The sequence below is a fragment of the Acinetobacter sp. V116_7 genome, from assembly GCF_056735735.1.
In genome coordinates, this window is record NZ_JBWZIF010000028.1 from 809,800 (window position 1) to 829,204 (window position 19,405).

General features: G+C 39.8%; 17 protein-coding genes. 8 read left to right on the forward strand and 9 right to left on the reverse strand.

Going from position 1 to position 19,405, the window contains the following annotated elements; genetic code table 11:
• Positions 1-13 precede the first annotated feature (13 nt).
• A complete protein-coding gene (locus AC1PJP_RS17790; protein ID WP_479767924.1) occupies positions 14-610 on the reverse strand; it encodes an NAD(P)H-dependent oxidoreductase in 597 nt (198 codons plus the stop codon).
• 98 nt (positions 611-708) lie between these two features.
• On the opposite strand from AC1PJP_RS17790, the gene AC1PJP_RS17795 reads away from it, so the two are divergent.
• On the forward strand, positions 709-1,620 hold the full coding sequence (locus AC1PJP_RS17795; protein ID WP_479767926.1) for a LysR family transcriptional regulator: 912 nt from the start codon (positions 709-711) through the stop codon (positions 1,618-1,620).
• Positions 1,621-1,696: 76 nt separating this feature from the next.
• Here the strand turns inward: AC1PJP_RS17795 and AC1PJP_RS17800 are convergent, their stop codons facing one another.
• The gene (locus AC1PJP_RS17800; RefSeq protein WP_479767928.1) at positions 1,697-2,248 is read right to left on the reverse strand and encodes a TetR/AcrR family transcriptional regulator; all 552 of its coding nucleotides are present in this window, start codon (positions 2,246-2,248) and stop codon (positions 1,697-1,699) included.
• Positions 2,249-3,143: 895 nt separating this feature from the next.
• On the opposite strand from AC1PJP_RS17800, the gene folE2 reads away from it, so the two are divergent.
• The 3 genes from folE2 to AC1PJP_RS17815 all read left to right on the forward strand — a co-directional run bounded on the left by folE2 (position 3,144) and on the right by AC1PJP_RS17815 (position 6,082).
• On the forward strand, positions 3,144-4,046 hold the full coding sequence (gene folE2, locus AC1PJP_RS17805) for a GTP cyclohydrolase FolE2 (RefSeq protein ID WP_479767930.1): 903 nt from the start codon (positions 3,144-3,146) through the stop codon (positions 4,044-4,046).
• Positions 4,047-4,176: 130 nt separating this feature from the next.
• Complete coding sequence (locus AC1PJP_RS17810) at positions 4,177-4,737, forward strand: gamma carbonic anhydrase family protein (protein WP_479767932.1); 561 nt, start codon at positions 4,177-4,179, stop codon at positions 4,735-4,737.
• Entirely contained in the window at positions 4,727-6,082 is a 1,356-nt protein-coding gene (locus AC1PJP_RS17815; protein WP_479767934.1) for a dihydroorotase, read from the forward strand. Before AC1PJP_RS17810 ends, AC1PJP_RS17815 begins: the two co-directional genes overlap by 11 nt.
• Positions 6,083-6,217: 135 nt before the next feature.
• Here AC1PJP_RS17815 and AC1PJP_RS17820 read toward each other — a convergent pair whose 3' ends face one another.
• The gene (locus AC1PJP_RS17820) at positions 6,218-7,597 is read right to left on the reverse strand and encodes an L-serine ammonia-lyase (protein WP_479767935.1); all 1,380 of its coding nucleotides are present in this window, start codon (positions 7,595-7,597) and stop codon (positions 6,218-6,220) included.
• Between the two features lie 450 nt (positions 7,598-8,047).
• On the opposite strand from AC1PJP_RS17820, the gene AC1PJP_RS17825 reads away from it, so the two are divergent.
• From AC1PJP_RS17825 to abaF, 3 genes are all read left to right on the forward strand, one after another.
• Positions 8,048-9,619 carry an APC family permease gene (locus AC1PJP_RS17825; RefSeq protein ID WP_013198264.1) on the forward strand — a complete coding sequence of 524 codons (1,572 nt, stop codon included), beginning with the start codon at positions 8,048-8,050 and terminating at the stop codon, positions 9,617-9,619.
• 152 nt (positions 9,620-9,771) lie between these two features.
• Complete coding sequence (locus AC1PJP_RS17830) at positions 9,772-11,352, forward strand: aldehyde dehydrogenase (NADP(+)) (protein WP_416684358.1); 1,581 nt, start codon at positions 9,772-9,774, stop codon at positions 11,350-11,352.
• A 161-nt stretch (positions 11,353-11,513) separates the two neighbouring features.
• On the forward strand, positions 11,514-12,803 hold the full coding sequence (gene abaF / locus AC1PJP_RS17835; protein ID WP_005304099.1) for a fosfomycin efflux MFS transporter AbaF: 1,290 nt from the start codon (positions 11,514-11,516) through the stop codon (positions 12,801-12,803).
• A gap of 67 nt (positions 12,804-12,870) precedes the next feature.
• Here abaF and AC1PJP_RS17840 read toward each other — a convergent pair whose 3' ends face one another.
• From AC1PJP_RS17840 to AC1PJP_RS17865, 6 genes are all read right to left on the reverse strand, one after another.
• Entirely contained in the window at positions 12,871-13,623 is a 753-nt protein-coding gene (locus tag AC1PJP_RS17840) for an AraC family transcriptional regulator (RefSeq protein ID WP_479767936.1), read from the reverse strand.
• A 44-nt stretch (positions 13,624-13,667) separates the two neighbouring features.
• On the reverse strand, positions 13,668-14,930 hold the full coding sequence (locus AC1PJP_RS17845) for an FAD-dependent oxidoreductase (protein WP_416717183.1): 1,263 nt from the start codon (positions 14,928-14,930) through the stop codon (positions 13,668-13,670).
• The gene (locus tag AC1PJP_RS17850) at positions 14,930-15,160 is read right to left on the reverse strand and encodes a 2Fe-2S iron-sulfur cluster-binding protein (protein ID WP_416717182.1); all 231 of its coding nucleotides are present in this window, start codon (positions 15,158-15,160) and stop codon (positions 14,930-14,932) included. Before AC1PJP_RS17850 ends, AC1PJP_RS17845 begins: the two co-directional genes overlap by 1 nt.
• On the reverse strand, positions 15,161-16,264 hold the full coding sequence (locus tag AC1PJP_RS17855; protein WP_416717181.1) for an NAD(P)/FAD-dependent oxidoreductase: 1,104 nt from the start codon (positions 16,262-16,264) through the stop codon (positions 15,161-15,163).
• Complete coding sequence (locus tag AC1PJP_RS17860; RefSeq protein ID WP_479767937.1) at positions 16,261-17,193, reverse strand: 4-hydroxyproline epimerase; 933 nt, start codon at positions 17,191-17,193, stop codon at positions 16,261-16,263. The genes AC1PJP_RS17855 and AC1PJP_RS17860 overlap by 4 nt, the downstream gene beginning before the upstream one ends.
• A 179-nt stretch (positions 17,194-17,372) precedes the next feature.
• A complete protein-coding gene (locus AC1PJP_RS17865; protein WP_000174668.1) occupies positions 17,373-18,056 on the reverse strand; it encodes a GntR family transcriptional regulator in 684 nt (227 codons plus the stop codon).
• A 421-nt stretch (positions 18,057-18,477) separates the two neighbouring features.
• Here AC1PJP_RS17865 and AC1PJP_RS17870 point away from each other — a divergent pair, with 421 nt between their 5' ends.
• Positions 18,478-19,383 (forward strand): DMT family transporter, encoded by a 906-nt coding sequence (locus AC1PJP_RS17870; RefSeq protein ID WP_416707775.1) that lies wholly within the window; start codon positions 18,478-18,480, stop codon positions 19,381-19,383.
• Positions 19,384-19,405 lie beyond the last annotated feature (22 nt).

A 19,405-nucleotide genomic window follows, 5' to 3' on the forward strand; every position in this document is an offset into this window, starting at 1 on the left:
TTCAGGTTACGATTTAAATGGCAAATTCTTTGACTTGCTGATTTGCCAAATCTAAAGCATTGCTGCGATAAGCCTGCATATCTAGGCCTTCTGCATAGATAAAATCGACTCCATGAATGCCCATTAGACCTAACACTGCTTTGAGATAAGGCGTGACTACCTCAGTTTCTTGGCCGACATGAATACCGCCTCGACTACTTACCACCACGGCCTTTACTCCTTCCACCAAACCTTGAGGGTAAGTTTCGGTGTAGCGGAATGTTTGTCTTGCGCGTGCCACTAAATCAAACCAGTTTTTGAGTTGAGTCGGAACATTTAAATTGTACATAGGTGCGCCAATGACCAATAAATCGGCACTTTTTAATTCAGCAATTAATTCATCAGATAAAGCAACGATTTGTTTAATGTCTTGATTGTTATTTTCAGCCCCACGCAGCGCTTGGAAAATTTCCAAATCTAATACAGGCAGATTCATTTCCGCTAAATTACGTATGGTGATGTCATCTTGCAAACCTTGGTCTTTTCGATGTTCAAGCATTACATCGATTAGGCGATTGGTTTGTGAACCCTCACCCATAATGCTGGATTTTAATACCAATATTTTAGCCATGACCATCTCCACGTTTTTGATGAAGCCATATTAACTCCACAATAAATTCAACAGTGGTGATATTATTTCTTATCATTGGTTCCTTTTAGGCAACAATCATGCAACATGAGCTAAGTGCAATTTCTATATTTGTGACTGTGGTTGAAGCTGGAAGTTTTGTAAAAGCTGCCGAGCAATTGCATTTAACCCGCTCAGCCATTAGTAAAAATATTGCTCGCCTTGAAGATCAGCTTGGTGTTGCTTTATTTAAAAGAACAACACGTTCGCTTAGTATGACTGACGAAGGTGCTTTGTTTTATGAGCATAGCCGCCGAGCGTTAAGTGAAATACAAAATGCAGCGGCTTTATTAGACCAAGGGAAAATTCATGCAACAGGCCGTTTACGAATGTCTGTGCCAGTGCTGTTCGGGCAACTCTTTGCAGCCCCACTCATGGTTAAATTTGCTCAAGAGCATTCGGACTTACAGCTAGAAATTTCATTTAATGATCGGACTGTAGACTTGGTCGAAGAAGGTTTTGATTTATGCATCCGAATCGGAACGTTACCTGACACCACTCAGTTGGTTGCCAAACCGATTGGTGAGCATCGAATGCTACTTTGTGCCTCACCTGACTATTTAAATGAAGCAGGTCCCCTAGAACATATTGAAGACTTAGACCACCACGCCACAATTGCCGATCCGCATTTTGGTCAAATAAAAAAATGGCAACTTCAAAAGGAAAATAGCGAGCCTTTATTTATTAAACCCAAAGCAAAGCTTCTTTTAAATGACTTGCAGGCCATTAAAAATGCAGCGCTTGCTGGAGCTGGTATCGCTTGGCTGCCCGATTGGCTCATTCAAAATGAATTACAGGATGGTAAGCTCGTACAAGTGTTAGAAACCATGTCGAGCATTGCTTTTCCGATTCATTTGGTATGGCCTACGCTGCCTTTTATGCCACTTAAAACCCGTCTTGCAATTGATTATTTGGCGCAGCATTTACCACCTGAGCTGAACAAACAAGTTTAAAGTAAATAAGGCCTTGTCCATTTCATCAAGGTTTTTTTTAATACACGAAGCCAAAGTTTATTAACGCTTTGACCTTCTATTTAGAATTTAGAAAACAATCCAGCACCTTTTCCCGATCGACTGCCCCATCTGAGCTTAAAAGCTGAATGATTGTGCCTTCAATCATATATAAAAATAGTTTTGCATCCTGAAAAGTCGCATCGGTTTTTAGCTTTATAAGCTGGCTATAGATCTCATTGATGAGCCATGTTCGATACCTCACCGCGATTTGATAGGCTTTTGGATAGCTCAGTTTCGTTTCAAAAATAGCTTTAAATAATAGGTAGTACATCCCGTCTACATCGGTGTGTAAGAAATAAAGTTTCTTGAGTTTCTCCCCCACACTTGCGCCTTGATGGTACTCAGCAATTGAAACCACTTTTTCTTTTAATCGTTCTTTCTGCACAGTCAAACAGATTTCAATAAAACGCTCTTTCGAGTGAAAGTAGTTATAAAATGTCGCTTTTGGGATTTTTGACTCTTTTACGATTCTATCGACCCCAACAGTATGAAATCCAAAATAGTGAAATAAATAAATCGACGTATTAATGACTTGCATGGCACGTGTTGGGAGAACTAAATTTGGCATGGTTTTACCGTTATAAATTCTTGTTGTTTCTAAATGAGATACTTTTTTTGGGAGAAAAAAAGGCACAGCAAAGCCTATAAAGACTGTGCTTGGCACATCTCAAATTTGTTATTGCTAAGTTTTAAGTAAAAATGACTTAAAGCCTGAAAACCTTAGGGTGATCAAGCTGCTTTAATTTTTTAAGCTGTGTCGTTATAGCTTTTGGCATTGAGAGCCAAGAAATAATGGATGTGCAAAGCCAACTCCTTTTTATTGGGAGTTCTGCCAGAGCATTAATTAAGAATTATGGTGGCAGAACGGAAGAGGGTTGACAGACTAGTCACTCAACTAGCACACCATAGGTGTCCCTCTCCCGTCCTACCGCTACGGGAGGGAACGAGAGTACACACAAAACTGTTCCTCAGATGGAATAGCTCTGATGTGTGAGTGAAACGGTCTGTCAAAACCGACTGGCAATGTGGCCAGCAGGCAAAGGATAGTGCCCAACCCTATTGCAGTCAAGCACGCAAAATGCCATTTGTTTTAAATTAAATCATTAAAAAAGTAAGGCTAAATAATTAAAATTTATTGTTAAATTGGGATTGAAAATTAAAGTAAATATTTGAGCTTAGGCTTTAATAAATGACCGTTAGCTTCTCTTTTTATTAGAAGTTCTGCCAAAACATAAGATTTATGGTGGCAAAACGAAGGAGGGGTCGCGGACTGGCCTTAAGACTCCAGCACACCCAAAGGTGTCCCTCACTCGTCCTACCATTACGGAAAGAGACAAGGAGCTTACATATCTATTTTTACTTATTCAATGTTCTTTAACTCCATTAAGGCCTATAGCAAACTTGCCATCTATTAATGTTATGTTATAACATAACATTAATATCACAGTATAAGTCTCTAATAAATGAACCTTGTTCTCCCAGATATATCTGCCGAGCCAACTTTACCAAATGCCTATAGCCACCGCCTTGATTGGGTTGGCATGGAAAACATTGCATTACCCGTTCGAATTGAAAATACCTTATGCCCAAGCCACATAAATGCTTATGTCAGTCTGGATGATCCTTTAGCAAAAGGCATTCATATGTCGCGTCTTTACACACGGCTTTTAGAGCTAACATCGCTCGAAAACATAAATATGTTTAATCTGAAATTAGTTTTGGAGGACTTTTTAGACAGCCATCAAGATTTATCGCAGCATGCCAAAATTGAAATTCACAGTAAACTTTATATCGAGCGACCAGCCTTAGTCAGCAAGCTTTCAGGGTGGAAAAGCTATCCTTTTGTTTTGTCAGGCCAACTTTCTAATGATCAATTTGAGGCAGAATTAAAAGTCGAGATCCCCTATTCTTCAACCTGCCCATGCTCTGCGGCACTTTCAAGAAATATTATTCAACAACGGTTTGAGTCGGCTTTACAAAACCAAGAAATTCGACTTGACCAACAAGACATTATGAACTGGTTAAATACCACAGATGCAATTGCAGCAACGCCCCATAGCCAAAGAAGTTTTGCCCTCCTTCAATTTAAATTAGATCAAAATCTTCAAAACATTCCTCTCATCGAATTTATAAACCGAGCTGAACTGGCATTAATGACTCCTGTGCAAACTGCCGTGAAGCGTATTGATGAACAGGCATTTGCGGTTGCCAACGGTCAAAATCTAATGTTCTGCGAAGACGCATTAAGACGCCTTTATGGTTCGTTTATACATCACAAAAATATTCATGGTTTCAAATTTAAAGTGACTCATGCAGAAAGTTTGCATGCACATGATGCTGTAGCCCAAGGGACATGGCAGTGGTAGGGAATTTTATATATATCTGAAACTGATCAGGATTTTTATAAAAATGACTTTTGTTTGTCACAAATTAAATAGTTTCAACTTACTACCCTCAACATCCCAACTTAAATAAACAGATTTAAACGGTAATCCAATGCTACGTAAAAATCCATCTGGCCATCTCCCTGTTATTGATCAATCAGCCTATGTCGATCAGACCGCTATTATTTGCGGCAAAGTCATTGTTCATGCCAATGTATTTATTGGCCCTTATGCGGTGATTCGTGCAGATGAAACCGACGAAAATGGAGAGATGAAACCTATCATTATTGGTTCAAATTCCAATATCCAAGATGGTGTTGTGATTCACTCCAAAGCTGGTGCATCCGTTGTGATTGGTGAAAATACATCAATTGCTCATCGTTCAATTATTCATGGGCCTTGTGAAATTGGTCATCATGTTTTTGTCGGTTTCAACAGCGTTATATTTAACTCTAAGGTCGGTCATCACAGCGCTATTCGTCATAACGCAGTCGTCGATGGTCGTGATTTACCGAACCATTTTTATGTCCCTGCAATGAGCTACATCAACTCTAAAACCGACTTAGACCAATACCCTCCGGTTGATATCTCTATTAGTGAGTTTTCAGAGAGTGTTGTCTCAACAAATATTGAATTGGTCAAAGGCTATAAGGCATTACAAAATGAGTTTTAAACCCTATTCTAAAATCATTATCCGTGATGCCAATTTAGTGAATGAGGGAAAACAGGAATTTGTAGATGTACTTATTCAAGATGGTCGAATCGAAAAAATTGCTCCATCAATTTCTCATGTTGTTAATGCTAAAACCATTCATGCGAACGGGAACTGGCTGATTCCAGGAATGATCGATGATCAAGTCCATTTTAGAGATCCAGGTTCACCACATAAAGGCAGTATTGCTTCGGAATCTATGGCAGCAGTCATTGGCGGAATTACCAGTTATATGGATATGCCAAACACGAATCCCCCAACAATATCTTTAGATGCCTTAATGCAAAAAAGACAAATTGCCGCCCAATATAGCATGGCAAATTATGCCTTTCATTTTGGAGTAAGTTCTGAAAATCTAGATATTATTGAGCAGCTTAACCCCAAGCTCATCAGCGGCGTAAAAGTTTTTATGGGAGCCTCTACTGGCAATATGTTAGTTGATGACCTACAAATTCTTGAACGATTGTTTGCTAATGTCCCGACTATTCTTTTAACGCATTGCGAATATACCCCTCGCATTAAAGAAAGAGAAAATTTATATTTCGGGAAATATGGTGAATATATTCCAGCACATATACACCCTAAAATTCGGGATAAACAAGCATGCTTTGAGAGTTCACGTTTAGCGGTGTCTTTAGCGGAAAAATATGGGACCCAACTGCATGTTTTACATATAAGTACAGCCAAAGAATTGTGTTTGTTTAAAGATTTACCTTTAAATCTAAAGCATATTTCTGCTGAAGTATGTATTCACCATCTTAGTTTTGATGAATCAGACTATGCTGCGCTTGGACATTTAATAAAATGTAATCCAGCAATTAAAACTCAACAAGACAAAGATGCACTCATCTCTGCGATTGCTCAGTCCAATCGCTTAGATATTATTGGTACAGATCACGCACCGCATACATGGGACGAAAAACAACAATCTTATTTAAAAGCACCCGCTGGGCTGCCTTTGGTTCAACATGCTGTTCCAGCACTCATGGAACTTGTGGCAGATAAAAAAATAAGTATAGAAACAATGGTTAAGAAAACATCACACCAAGTCGCTGATTTATTTAAACTCAAAAATCGTGGATATATCCGTGAAGGTTATTGGGCAGATTTGGTTCTACTTAAAGAAAATAAAGAGGCTATTGCAGTTAAAGATCAAAAAAACTATATGCGATGTAACTGGACGCCATTTCAAAATAAAACCTTCCGCTATCAAGTCGATACAACTATTGTTTCAGGGCAATTGGCTTGGCATCAAAATCAGTTATTTTTAAGCTGTCGAGGCAAAGCATTAGACATAGACAGATAACACCAGCCCACACGTCGCCTAATGCATTCATGTTTTCGTCTTCCACATTTAGTCGACAAAACGGGCTTCATCAAAATTGCGATGCAGCCCTTGAACATCCAATAAGCAATAAGAGGCCTCGCCCCATCTGATTATTTAGCACTCAATTGCATTAACAGCGAGGCCACCTTTTGAAGTTTCTTTATATTTCTCAGACATATCTCTGCCTGTTTCTTTCATGGTCTGAATGACTTTATCGAGCGTCACAAAATGCTCACCTTCATCATGAAGTGCCATTTGTGCTGCATTAATGGCTTTTACGGCTGCAATTGCATTTCGCTCAATGCAAGGCACCTGAACCAAACCACCAATCGGGTCACACGTTAAACCTAAGTTATGTTCAAGGCCAATTTCAGCTGCATGTTCCACTTGTTCAGGTGATGCACCTAAAATCTCGGCTAAACCAGCCGAAGCCATCGCACAAGCTGAGCCTACTTCGCCCTGACATCCCACTTCTGCACCAGAAATAGATGCATTGAGCTTACATAAAATGCCGACTGCTGCTGCACTCAAAAAGAAACGAACCACTTTGTCTTCGGAAAAATCTTTAGAAAAAGTCACGTAGTAATATAAAACTGCCGGAATGATTCCAGCTGCACCATTTGTAGGAGCTGTGACTACTCGGCCGCCAGCAGCATTTTCTTCATTTACCGCTAAGGCAAATAAATTGACCCACTCCATGGCATGAAAAGTCGTCACAATCAGGTTTGAATTTTTCTTATGTAATAATTTATCGTGAATTTTTTTAGCCCGACGTTTTACGTTTAATCCGCCCGGTAATATCCCTTCATTAATTAATCCATTGTGAATGCATTGTTGCATCACCTTCCAGATGTCCATAATTTTGCTGCGAATCTCACTTTCACTACGCCAGCTTTTTTCATTCTCAAGCATTAACTCACTGATTGATAAACGATGAGTTTTACATAAGCTTAAAAGTTCAGCCGCACTGTGAAATGGATATGGAACCTTAACATCACTGGTTTCAGATTGGGTTTGTGTTAATTGTCTTTGACTAATAATAAAACCGCCACCAACCGAATAGTAAGTTTCTGCATATAAAATTTCTTTAGCCTCATTATATGCAATCAATTCCATTGCATTGGGGTGATAAGGCAAAGATTCATCTAAAAAAAGCACATCACGTTTATAGTCAAAAGAAATACTCTTTTGCTGATTAAGCTGGATGGCGTTATTTTCAAGAACATCTTCAATCAAGTTTGTAGTTGCTTGAGTATCAATATGTTCAGGGTCAAAGCCCATTAAGCCTAACAAAATAGCCTTGTCTGTCGCATGACCAACACCCGTTGCTGCTAGCGAACCATATAACTTCACCTGAACTCTAACCGTGTTTTGTAGATCATTTTGTTTTAATAAATCATCCACAAAACTATATGCCGCTCGCATGGGTCCAACTGTATGGGAGCTAGATGGACCAATACCAATTTTAAAAAGATCAAATACACTAATAAACACTGGGTCCTACCTTCAATTCATTATTATTCGTATGTTCGTCGTTATTGTGTCCTTTCGGATAACTCTAAAACTATCATTAAGCCATCCATAAAGCACTGAAAATAAATGGGTCATTGCCTAAAAACAACTCAATCAATTTCTAATTCAATATTTTCCAAAAAATGGAATTTTCCATTAATTTAAATGGTAAATTACTCAACAAATATTTAAGAATTGTTCTTTTTAACAAATAAAATAGCGAACCTTTCCCAATTTTTTATAAAAAAAATTTGGTTTTCAAGCTATTTCCTTGGAATTTAAATTATTTAAACAAAATTAAAAACAATAACTTACTCAATATTTAGATCACTCTTTGCCATTAAATAGAATAAAAATTCCCCTATTTACCAACAACCATATATCGTATACGATATATGAAAGAACAATAGTTCTGTCGTTAAGGAAAACGTAATGACAAGTCAGTTTAAAAAGCAGTTATCTCTAATGGATCTTACATTCATTGGCTTAGGCGCCATTTTCGGTTCTGGATGGTTATTTTCAGCAAGTCATGTGGCCTCTCAAGCCGGCCCTGCGGGTATATTGTCATGGATTATTGGGGGCTTTGCCGTTTTAATTCTGGGAATTATTTATTGTGAGCTAGGTGCAGCCTTACCACGAGCAGGCGGTATTATCCGTTATCCCGTATTTTCACATGGTCCTTTACAAGGATATTTACTTGGTTCTGTGACCGTCATTGCCTTTTCAAGTTTAATTGCAATTGAAGTCGTTGCTGCCCGAGAATATGCAGCCGCATGGTTCCCTTCTCTTACAGAAATACACGATGGCATCCGATCTCCAACTACCATTGGATGGTTGTTTCAGTTTGCACTTTTATGCGTATTTTTTGCTTTGAATTATTACAGCGTAAAAACCTTTGCAATTGCCAACAACCTCATCAGTGCATTGAAGTTTGCGGTTCCAGTTTTAGTGATGGTTGCACTTCTCTATCACTTTAAACCGGCAAACTTTTCAATGACCGAGTTTGCACCAATGGGCGCTCACGGCGTACAAGGTGCTGTCTCTGCTGGCGGTATTATTTTTGCGTACTTAGGTTTAACGCCAATTATTTCAGTGGCAAGTGAAGTAAAGCGTCCTCAATTTACCATTCCTTTTGCACTCATCTTATCTGTCGTTTTAGCAACGATTATTTATGTAGTGCTTCAAGTTGCTTTCTTAGGTGCTGTACCTACCGATATGTTAGCAAATGGTTGGTCAGGACTCAGTGACAAGTTCCCATTACCTTACCGCGACATTGCCATGTTATTAGGTTTGGGATGGTTAGCGCTTTTAGTTGTTTCAGACGCTATTATCTCTCCGTCTGGCTGCGGCAATATCTATATGGCTGCAACTCCACGTGTAATTTATGCATGGTCGAACAGTAATACGTTCTTCCGTATTTTTACTCGTGTAGATCCAAAATCAGGCATTCCACGTTATGCATTATGGTTAACATTTGCACTTTCTGTATTTTGGACTATGCCGTTTCCATCTTGGGATAAATTAATTTCTGTAGTTTCGGCAGCGTTAGTTTTAAGTTATGCCCTAGCTCCTGTCACAGTGGGTGCCTTACGTCGTAATGCTCCTGAGCTTGAACGTCCATTCTATGTAAAAGGCTTTACTGTTCTTGGCCCACTTGCCTTCGTGATTGCCTCTTTTATTGTCTATTGGTCTGGCTGGAATGTCATTTCATGGTTATTAGGCGCACAAATCGTATTGTTTGCACTCTATGTCATTTTTAAACGCTATGTGCCAACCCAAGAAGTCAGCCTAGCTCAACAATTAAAGTCATCAGCTTGGCTTCTTGTTTACTACATTTTAATGATTATTGTTTCTTACCTTGGCAGCTTTGGTGATGGTGCATCACACCTATTGGCAGCTCCGTTTGACACACTTTTAGTTATGGTGATTTCTCTTGGTTGTTACTACTGGGGAATACATTCAGGTTTACCAAAAGCACTCATTAAAAATGATGATGAAGCTTAGCGATCACTTGCTTAAACACATATAGGTTGGAGTTTTCTTTTGACTAATAACGTATACAAAATACTATATTTTTCGAAAGTAAACCTAGGCTTTGATAATTCTCCAACGTCAGAAGAACTACTTTTGACGTTCACTCTAAAGTGAGGTTGATAATGTTAAATATTACTGGTCAAAATTTTATTGCAGGTCAACGTTCAAGTTCGGGCAGTAAATTTGTCTTAAGTTATGATGCTGCAACAGATGAAGCATTACCCTATCAATTTGCTCAAGCCACTCCTGAAGAAATTGATCAGGCAGCTCAAGCAGCTGCATTGGCTTATCCAGCTTTTAGACAGACTACACCAGAACAGCGCGCTGTTTTTCTAGAAACAATTGCCAATGAAATTGATACGCTTGATGACCAGTTTATTGCCACTGTCTGTCAAGAAACTGCTTTACCTGAAGCTCGTATTCGCGGTGAACGTGGGCGAACTACTGGCCAATTACGTCTGTTTGCTCAAGTATTACGCCGTGGTGATTATTTAGGTGCCCGTATTGATTTGGCTTTACCTGAGCGTCAACCACTTCCACGTCCAGATTTACGTCAATATAAAATCGGTGTTGGGCCAGTTGCTGTATTTGGCGCTAGTAATTTCCCTCTTGCCTTTTCTACTGCTGGTGGCGATACCGCTTCAGCACTTGCGGCTGGATGTCCTGTCATTGTGAAGGCGCATAGCGGCCACATGGCAACCGCCGAATCAATTGCAAATGCGATTTGTAGTGCAATTGAGAAATGCGCTATGCCAAAAGGCATCTTTAGCATGATTTATGGTCAAGGTGTCGGTGAACCCCTGGTAAAACACCCTGCAATTAAAGCAGTTGGATTTACAGGTTCACTCAAAGGTGGGCGTGCTCTCTGCGATTTAGCTGCTGCACGCCCTGAACCAATTCCTGTTTTTGCCGAAATGTCGAGCATTAACCCAATGGTTTTATTACCCGAAGCCCTAAAAGTGCGTGGTGATAAAATTGCAGCCGAACTTAGTGGTTCAGTGGTTTTAGGTTGCGGTCAGTTCTGTACCAATCCGGGTTTAATTATTGGAATTAAATCAGCTGAATTTAGCCAATTTCTTGAGCAGTTCACGGCTGCAATGGCTCAGCAGCCACCACAAACCATGCTTAACAAAGGCACTTTAAGAAGCTATGAACATGGCCTTAAAGCATTACTCGCACACGACAAAATTGAGCATTTAGCAGGTCAACCACAGCAAGGCCATCAAGCTTATCCTCAGCTCTTTAAAGCTGATGTATCTCTTTTACTAGAGCAGGATGAACTACTTCAAGAAGAAGTATTTGGCCCAACGACGATTGTGATTGAAGTTGAATCTGCAGAGCAACTTGCTCTAGCGTTAAATGGACTTCGTGGTCAGCTTACCGCATCATTAATTGCCGAGCTGCAAGATTTTGAGAACTTCTCTACCCTTATTCCATTACTTGAAGAAAAAGCAGGACGTTTACTTCTAAATGGTTATCCAACAGGTGTTGAAGTCTGTGATGCCATGGTACACGGCGGTCCTTACCCTGCAACTTCAGATGCACGTGGTACTTCGGTAGGAACGTTAGCAATCGAGCGTTATTTACGACCAGTATGCTATCAAAACTATCCAGATCATTTATTGCCACTTGCCCTTCAAAATGCCAATCCGCTTGGTATTGAACGCCTAGTGAATGGTGAAATGAGTCAAGCTGCACTTTAATATTTTTGAAGGAGTTTATCCCAGAGATAAACTCCTTTTTATTTAGATCAAAACCTCACAACGTAACCGCACATTATTTAAATAAAAAAGTGCAAAAAATGAATAGCAAGATGCTCAAACAAATCATTGCGTAACATATTTTTTAATAAGGATATTGGTATATGACGACAACACTAAAAAAGGTAGTCGCGGCCTCTATGGTCGGCTCCGTAGCTGAATGGTATGAATTTTTCCTTTATGGAACCGCTTCTGCCCTTGTCTTTGGCGAACTTTTCTTTCAACAAACGGGCAATGCTATAGATGGTATTTTGGCAGCATTTGCCCTCTATGCTGTTGGCTTTTTAGCAAGACCTATTGGTGGCCTCGTGTTTGGCCATTACGGCGATAAAATTGGACGTAAGAAATTATTGCAAATTAGCCTGATTATTGTCGGTATAACTACTTTTTTAATGGGCTGTATTCCGACCTTCCATCAAATTGGCTATTGGGCACCTACACTTTTGGTCATGCTGCGTTTAATTCAAGGCTTTGCTTTTGGTGGTGAATGGGGCGGCGCAGTCATTTTGGTTTCAGAGCACAGTCCAGATGATCGCAGAGGCTATTGGGCAAGCTGGCCACAAACTGGTGTACCGCTTGGGAATTTAGTAGCAACACTGGTTTTATTACTACTTTCAAAAAACCTTTCCCCTGAACAATTTCTAGATTGGGGATGGCGATGTGCATTTTGGTTTTCAGCGGTCGTGGTACTAATCGGATTATGGATTCGAAAAAATGTAGACGATGCCGAGGTGTTTAAAGAAGCACAGGCCAAACAACAGCTTCTTGAAAAACAACAACTCGGGATTATTGAGGTTTTAAAATATCATAAGAAATCTGTTATTGCGGGTATCGGTGCCAGATTCGCAGAAAACATTTTGTACTATATGGTGGTTACTTTTTCGATCAGTTATTTAAAGTTGGTCGTCCATAAAGATACTTCGCAGATATTACTGCTCATGTTCGGCGCTCACCTGATCCATTTCTTTATTATTCCTGTTATGGGGCATTTAAGCGATATATTTGGCCGTAAACCAATTTACCTTATTGGAGCTGTACTCACTGCATTTTGGGGCTTTGTCGGCTTTCCGTTAATGGATACAGGCAATAACTGGCTCATCATGTTAGCGATTGTGCTCGGTCTATTTATTGAATCGATGACCTACTCGCCTTACTCTGCTTTAATGACTGAGTTATTTCCAACTCACATTCGCTATACGGCACTTTCATTTTGTTATCAAGTCGCACCCATTATGGCAGGTTCACTCGCTCCATTAATTGCGTTAACCTTACTCAAAGAATTTAATAGCTCGGTTCCAATTTCTTTATATTTAGTTGCCGCAAGTCTGATTTCTATTGTCTCGATTTTGCTGGTGAAAGAAACCAAAGGCCGGTCATTGGCTTTCAAAGATTAGTCTTTAAGATATAAATTAAGCGCTTAACGATGATTGTGGGTTGTCCTAAACAACCCATTTTTTTCATCTAAATATTTTTGATAGAGGCACGATACAAGGTAGGTGACATACCTGTATGCAACTTAAACTGACGACAAAAAGCACTATGATCGGTATAACCACAGCGCAAACCAATTTGAGTAATGGGTAAATCTGTGGCCAATAGTTCAGTTGCGACTTGAAGACGAATTTTGCTAATCATTTGCCGCGGCGTTAAATGGTATATTTTTTTGCAATAGCGTTCTAACTGAGCCACCGACACACCAGCAATTGCGGTCAAGTGTGCCAACGTAATCGTTTCGGCATAATTCTTTTTAATATATTCCTCAACCTGAACCATTTTATAAAAAGCAGGGTGTGTATCTTCAGGCACATTTAAATCATTAGAAATACCCGCTATTCCTACTAAGTTTCCATCCGCATCAAATAAAGGTTCTTTATAAGTTAAACACCAACCCGACTGATTTTTTGCATATAAATGCAGTTCTAATTGCTCTGTTAACTTTTTACCACGGCGAATGACTTGCAAGTCTTGAGATGTATATATTTTTCCAAGAGAGTGAGGAAAGACTTCTTCCGAGGTCTTTCCAAGTAACGCAGTTTTATCTTTGAAACCACAGCGATTTACCAATGTTTGATTGACAAATACATAGCGTGCTTCAGTATTTTTGATGAAAAATACCACCGAAGATAAAGCATCAAATAATGGTTCAATACTTTCCAGATTTTTTAAGAAATCTTCCAAAGTTGTGGTTAGTTTCGGAATTTGAACCAAAGTCATGAGCTAGAGCGGGCAAAGTAATAACTTGTCTACTCTAGAACATTTCATTTTTGATTTAAAGGAGAAGTAGACATCGCCATGAGGCTTTTTACACGGGTAGGCAGCAATGGCGGTCGAGAGTTAGGTAGCTGCCAATCAAATAGGCAGGCGGCGGCTGTTGCACAAGTGCTTCCCTGACATGCTCCCATTCCACAACGTGTATGTAATTTTGCATCAATCCAACTACTACGCTCGGCAACCTTATCAAAAGTCACATCTTCACATCGACAAAAAATAGTTTCTGGGCGTGCAAGCATTTTTAACTCAGCACGTAACTTAAAGCTTTTCTCAAGTAGATCTGCAAATAAACGATACCGCTGTCTTTGAGCAAATAATTGACTGGCTTTTCCATTTTGGCCTATAGCTGCATAACCTGCGATGCTACCTTCAACCATCGCCAGCTCACTTCCGCCAAAGCCTGTACACTCACCTGCTGCCCACACCTGTGGCTGTGATGTACGTTGATAGTCATCGACCGCAATCGCATTGTCCTTAATTTGACAGCCCATTAACTGCCCTAATTGAGTATTCGGTACTAAACCAAACCCACAAGCGAGTCGATCACACTCAATTTCAACAATTCCTTTCGGCGTTTGTAGTCTTACTCGTTCAAGACGCTCCTGACCAATCGCTTCAATCACATAACTGTCAGGGCGATATAGACGATAAGGTAAAGATAACGCCTGTATTATTTTCGCAGGCCAGCGCCAAAGTTGTAGTGCAAATTTACGAACGGAAGATGAAGCTGCCTGTTCAGCAACATAGAGAACTTGAGCACCTGCTTTTTTTGCTGTGTCCGCACTTGCTAGGAGTAATGGTCCGGAACCAGCAATCACAACACGTTCATTTTTTACAGGTGTACCTGCTTTAATTAAAGCTTGTAAACCACCTGCACCCGTTACTCCAGATAAGGTCCACCCGGGAAAAGGTAAAAATAGTTCTCTTGCACCCGTACACAATATAAGCTGACGATAAGACAAATTTAGGCTGTCATGAGATCGCTCAACGAGCAATTGGCCTACAAAAGGTGCAGCGACAATCTTGGCACCAAACATAAATTCAATATTAGGATGAGCATCAATTTGTTGATATTTCTGCTGCGCCATTTCAGGTACAGGAAAAATCGGTCCAGCGCGCCAGATTTGACCACCCGCCTGTGGGTTATTATCCAATATTAAAATTCGCCCACCACTCTCGGCGGCTGCAATAGCAGCTGACAACCCCGCAGGGCCTGCCCCTACAACGACCACATCGTATTGTTTTTCCATTATTGTGTTTCCACCTTCATGTCTTGCTGGCACAGCGTCTGACAAGCAAGCACTCTGAGTCCATTAATATTGACACGGCATTCCTGACAAACTCCCATTCCACAAAATGGAGTACGTTTTTCACCACACACAGACAAACGGCTGTAAGACTTCGCTTGTGCTAAAGCAGCAGCAACACTCGTACCTTCAATCACAGAAACCAATTGTCCGTTAATAAAAAGCTGAATCATCTATGCAGCTCCTATAAAACGATGAGCTAAAAAAGGCTCAGGATCTATATCAAAAGTTAGTCCACACACATGGGAAGCAATAAGTCTTGCTGTACCTGTCGCAGTGGTTACACCTAGTCCTTCATGGCCTACCGCTAAATAAACCGATTGAAATGCAGGATGTCGTCCAATTACTGGAATACCATCTGGAGTGGCTGCACGAAAACCAGTCCATGCCCGAATAATATTAAGATCAGCCAAAGCTGGAAAATAATCAGCAGCCTCCTTAAGCACCCGAGTAAACACTTCTGGCTCTACAGTTGGATCAACCGTATTAAACTGACGAGATGACCCAATGAATAGCTGACCTGTCGGTCTAGGTTGAATATTACAAGCGACTGAAATTCCACTTGTCGCTTGAGTGCTGGCTGCATAAGCCAAAGCCACTAACGTATGTTTTACATTTAATTCGGGATAACGGTCGGTAATAGCCAAATGACCTTTTTTAGGTTCAATCGGTAACTCTGGAAAAAAATCAGTCGCATGAATGCCGTTAGCCAAAATGATATGCGCAGCTTCTAGCCATGTTCCATCACTTAACTGAACCCGATTTTCTTCAATATGAATAACTTTAGCTTGTTGAACCTGAATCTTTTGCGGGAATTGTTTCAACAACCATTCAGCAGCACAGGGTGCATATAAAATGCCATCATCAAAAACCTCTAGTCCACCATATAGGTCATGCTTTAAGTGAGGTTCAAGCTGACGAACTTCATCTGCGTTTCGAAGTTGACAACGGACACCTTGTGCAGTGAGACGTTGATATTTTTCTTCGGCAATCTGCATTTCTTCTGAGCTGCTTGCCAGCCATAAAGTTGGTGTTTGGCGATATGCGCAGTCTTCTGAAAGCTCGTGCCCTAATTCATGCCATAACTGAACTGACCAATGGCTAAGTTTCAATTCGGCCTCCAAGTCATCCATAATGACCAAATGCCCCATGCCCGCAGCTGTTGCACCACCGATACGAGCATCCAAAACTTGCACATTTAACCCTTGCCGAGCTAATTCATAAGCACATGCCGCACCTACAATGCCTGCCCCAATGACAATGGCATCGGTTCTCATAGCTGAATACCCCAAGCAAATGGGTCATTTTCATCCATAAATAAAGTTGCTTCGGCACTCATGTAAGCTTCACCACGAATGGTTGGAATAACATATTCCCCAGCTTGCTCATAAGAGGCAATAAACTGGCTACCGATAATACTGGCTTGTTTCCATAACTTTCCTGGCTCAAGTTTGCCATCCGCAGCTAAGCAAGCAATTTTTGCACTGGTTCCAGTTCCACATGGTGAACGGTCATAGGCCTTGCCTGGGCAAAGTACGAAATTTTTACTGTCCGCTTCGGCGTCACTTGCAAATAATTCAATATGGTCAATTTCTTGTCCATCTTTACCAGTTATTCCTTGTGCCGTAAGCGCTTGTCTGACTGTCCACGCATAGTCAGTCAGTTGATCTAAATTATCGCTTGCAACATGTTGACCATGGTCATTAATCAAGAAGAACCAGTTTCCGCCCCATGCAATATCACCAGTAACTTTTCCATACTTTTCAACATCAACTTCGACCGCTTTTTTATAACGATATGCTGGTACATTTCTCACGCTAACTGAATGATCTTCATGCAATGTCGCCTCAACATCACCTACTGGCGTTTCAATTAAATGCGTACCTACTTGTATTTTTCCCAAGTGTGCTAACGAAGCCACTAAACCAATCGTGCCATGACCACACATGCCGAGGTAGCCCGTGTTATTAAAGAAGATAACGCCCGCGCTCGCTTTGGGATTCACTGGCTTACACAATAATGCGCCAACCAACACCTCATTACCTCGCGGCTCTAACATGGTTGCTCTACGGAAATGGTCATATTGTTCTGATAATATTTTTCGGCGGCTTTCCATGTCTCCTGTGCCTAAATCAGGAAAACCTTCAAGCACTAATCGTGTTGGTTCACCACCAGTATGAGAGTCCAAAATTTTTACTGTTTTCATAGAAGTATCCTTACATTTTTTTCTAGGATGACTGATCTCAAAACAGCAAGCTTGATCGTTTTCTTATGAATCCATGACGAAATCAGCATAGTGAAAACTTGCTTCAGCTAAAATAAAGACAAAAAAATTAGGCCATTGGCCTAATTTAAATAACATTGAAATGATTAAGAATGGAGCGCTTATTTTTTCACATTTTTATGGTGAGGTAGATGTTCATAAAGTGATTGGCAAACACCATTAATATGCTCTTCAATTAATTTAACCGCTAAATCAACATCTTTGGCTTTGCAGGCTTTCACGATTTCTTTGTGTTCATCATTTGCACGTGATTTGCCTTCTGAAACATTCATCTGCAATCTTAAATAGCGCTCAATCTTATCGTAAATAGAACGAATTAATCCAAGCATATACGGCCGTTGTGCTGGTTCATAAAGGCATGCATGTAACTGCCAATTGAGTGTGGTCCAGCTTCCAATATCCATGTTATCGATAAAGGCATTACAAATTTCATCTGCCTTTTTATAAGTTTCTTCCGTCATATTCGGCACGGCGAGCTGAATCAGCTTCGTTTCCAACATCACTCGGACTTCAAAAATCTGTGCCAACTCTTCTTCAGAAATGCGGGTCACAATTGCGCCACGATTTTTTATAAACTCAACCAAGCCTTCAGCTTCAAGTTGCTTTAAGGCTTCACGTACGGGAATTTTGCTGACATTAAAAAGTTTGGCAATTTCATCCTGACGAATCGGTTCGCCTTCAGCAATATGCCCTGCAATAATTGCTTCTCTAATATATTTGACAATAACTTCAGATACCGAAGGCATTGCACCAAGATTTGATACATTAAAAGATGGTAGCGTCACGAATATTCTCTTAACCTCAAAATATGACACAAATAAAAGGATGATAATTTTTATTCATCCGCCATAATGAAATCATTGCTTTTCAAGCATTATTTTCGGCACGGCTTACCTTTAATTCAATGCTGCTAAAACTCATTTTCTCTATTTATTAGAGCTAATAATTTTTAACTGCATTAATAGCTAAAGTATACTTTATACCATTTAATTCACAAAACTATTATTAGACTATGCTGAAATCGTCATCATTTTATTGTATCTAACCAAGCAAATCATAATAAATAGCAGCATACTACCCTGTTCTCTTGATGGGTAACTGTCAAAAAGATTCCTATCCGTTTAGCTAAGTTATTGCCTGCAAGATAAAATTTTTATCTTGTAAAAATCATGCTGCATAAAACTTTTAAAGTTTGAGTCACTTCATATGAGTACGCCAACAGAAGCAAAATTTTCTCTGAATTATTATACGGGTTTCTTATCTGTACTATTTGCTGCTTTTCTATGGGGTACAGCAGGTACAGCGGCATCTTTTGCAAAAGGCATTAGTCCACTTGTAATTGCTACCATTTCTGTGAGCTTCGGTGGATTAATTCATACGTTTTTAAGCTTAAAAGCCATTAAAAAAAATTACCAAAAACTATTTAACTATAAATCCCAAGTTTTTATTGCGGTCATTGTTTCAATTCTTTGTCCATTTGCATTTTATTCATCTGTCTCTTTGGCTGGTGTTTCTATTGGCACCGTAATTTCTATTGGCTGTGCGCCTTTATTTTCAGTGCTTTTGGAATGGATTTTAGATAAACGAAAACTTTCGTTAAAATGGCTCATCAGTTTTATTCTCGGTTTTTTAGGAATTATTTTACTCTCTTATGCCGGTGATCATGCGCAGCATCAAATCGTACAATCTGATCGTATTTTAGGGGTATTTTTTGGCTTACTCTCTAGCCTGAGCTATGCAACATATTCTTGGATAATGAGAAACCTAATTCGCCAAGATGTCGACTCAAGAGCTGCCATGGGAGTGATTTTTGGTATCTCTGCAGTGCTGTTACTACCTACATTATTCATTACGGCACAAAACCTTTTTGATTACCCAACTAACATTTGGGTTGCGATTTATATTCCGATTGTTCCTATGTTTTTAGGCTATTTATTTTTTAGCTTTGGTCTTAAACGAATTCCCGCAAGTCAAGCTATGACACTAGCTTTGGTTGAGATTCCAGTTGCAGCATTATTAGCAGTTGTTGTAGTGGGTGAAAGTTTAACAATGCATAGTTATTTAGGTTTAATTCTTATTTTCCTATGCGTTATTGTTCTGACCAAAAAGTAATCCATAGAAATAAAAAAAGAGG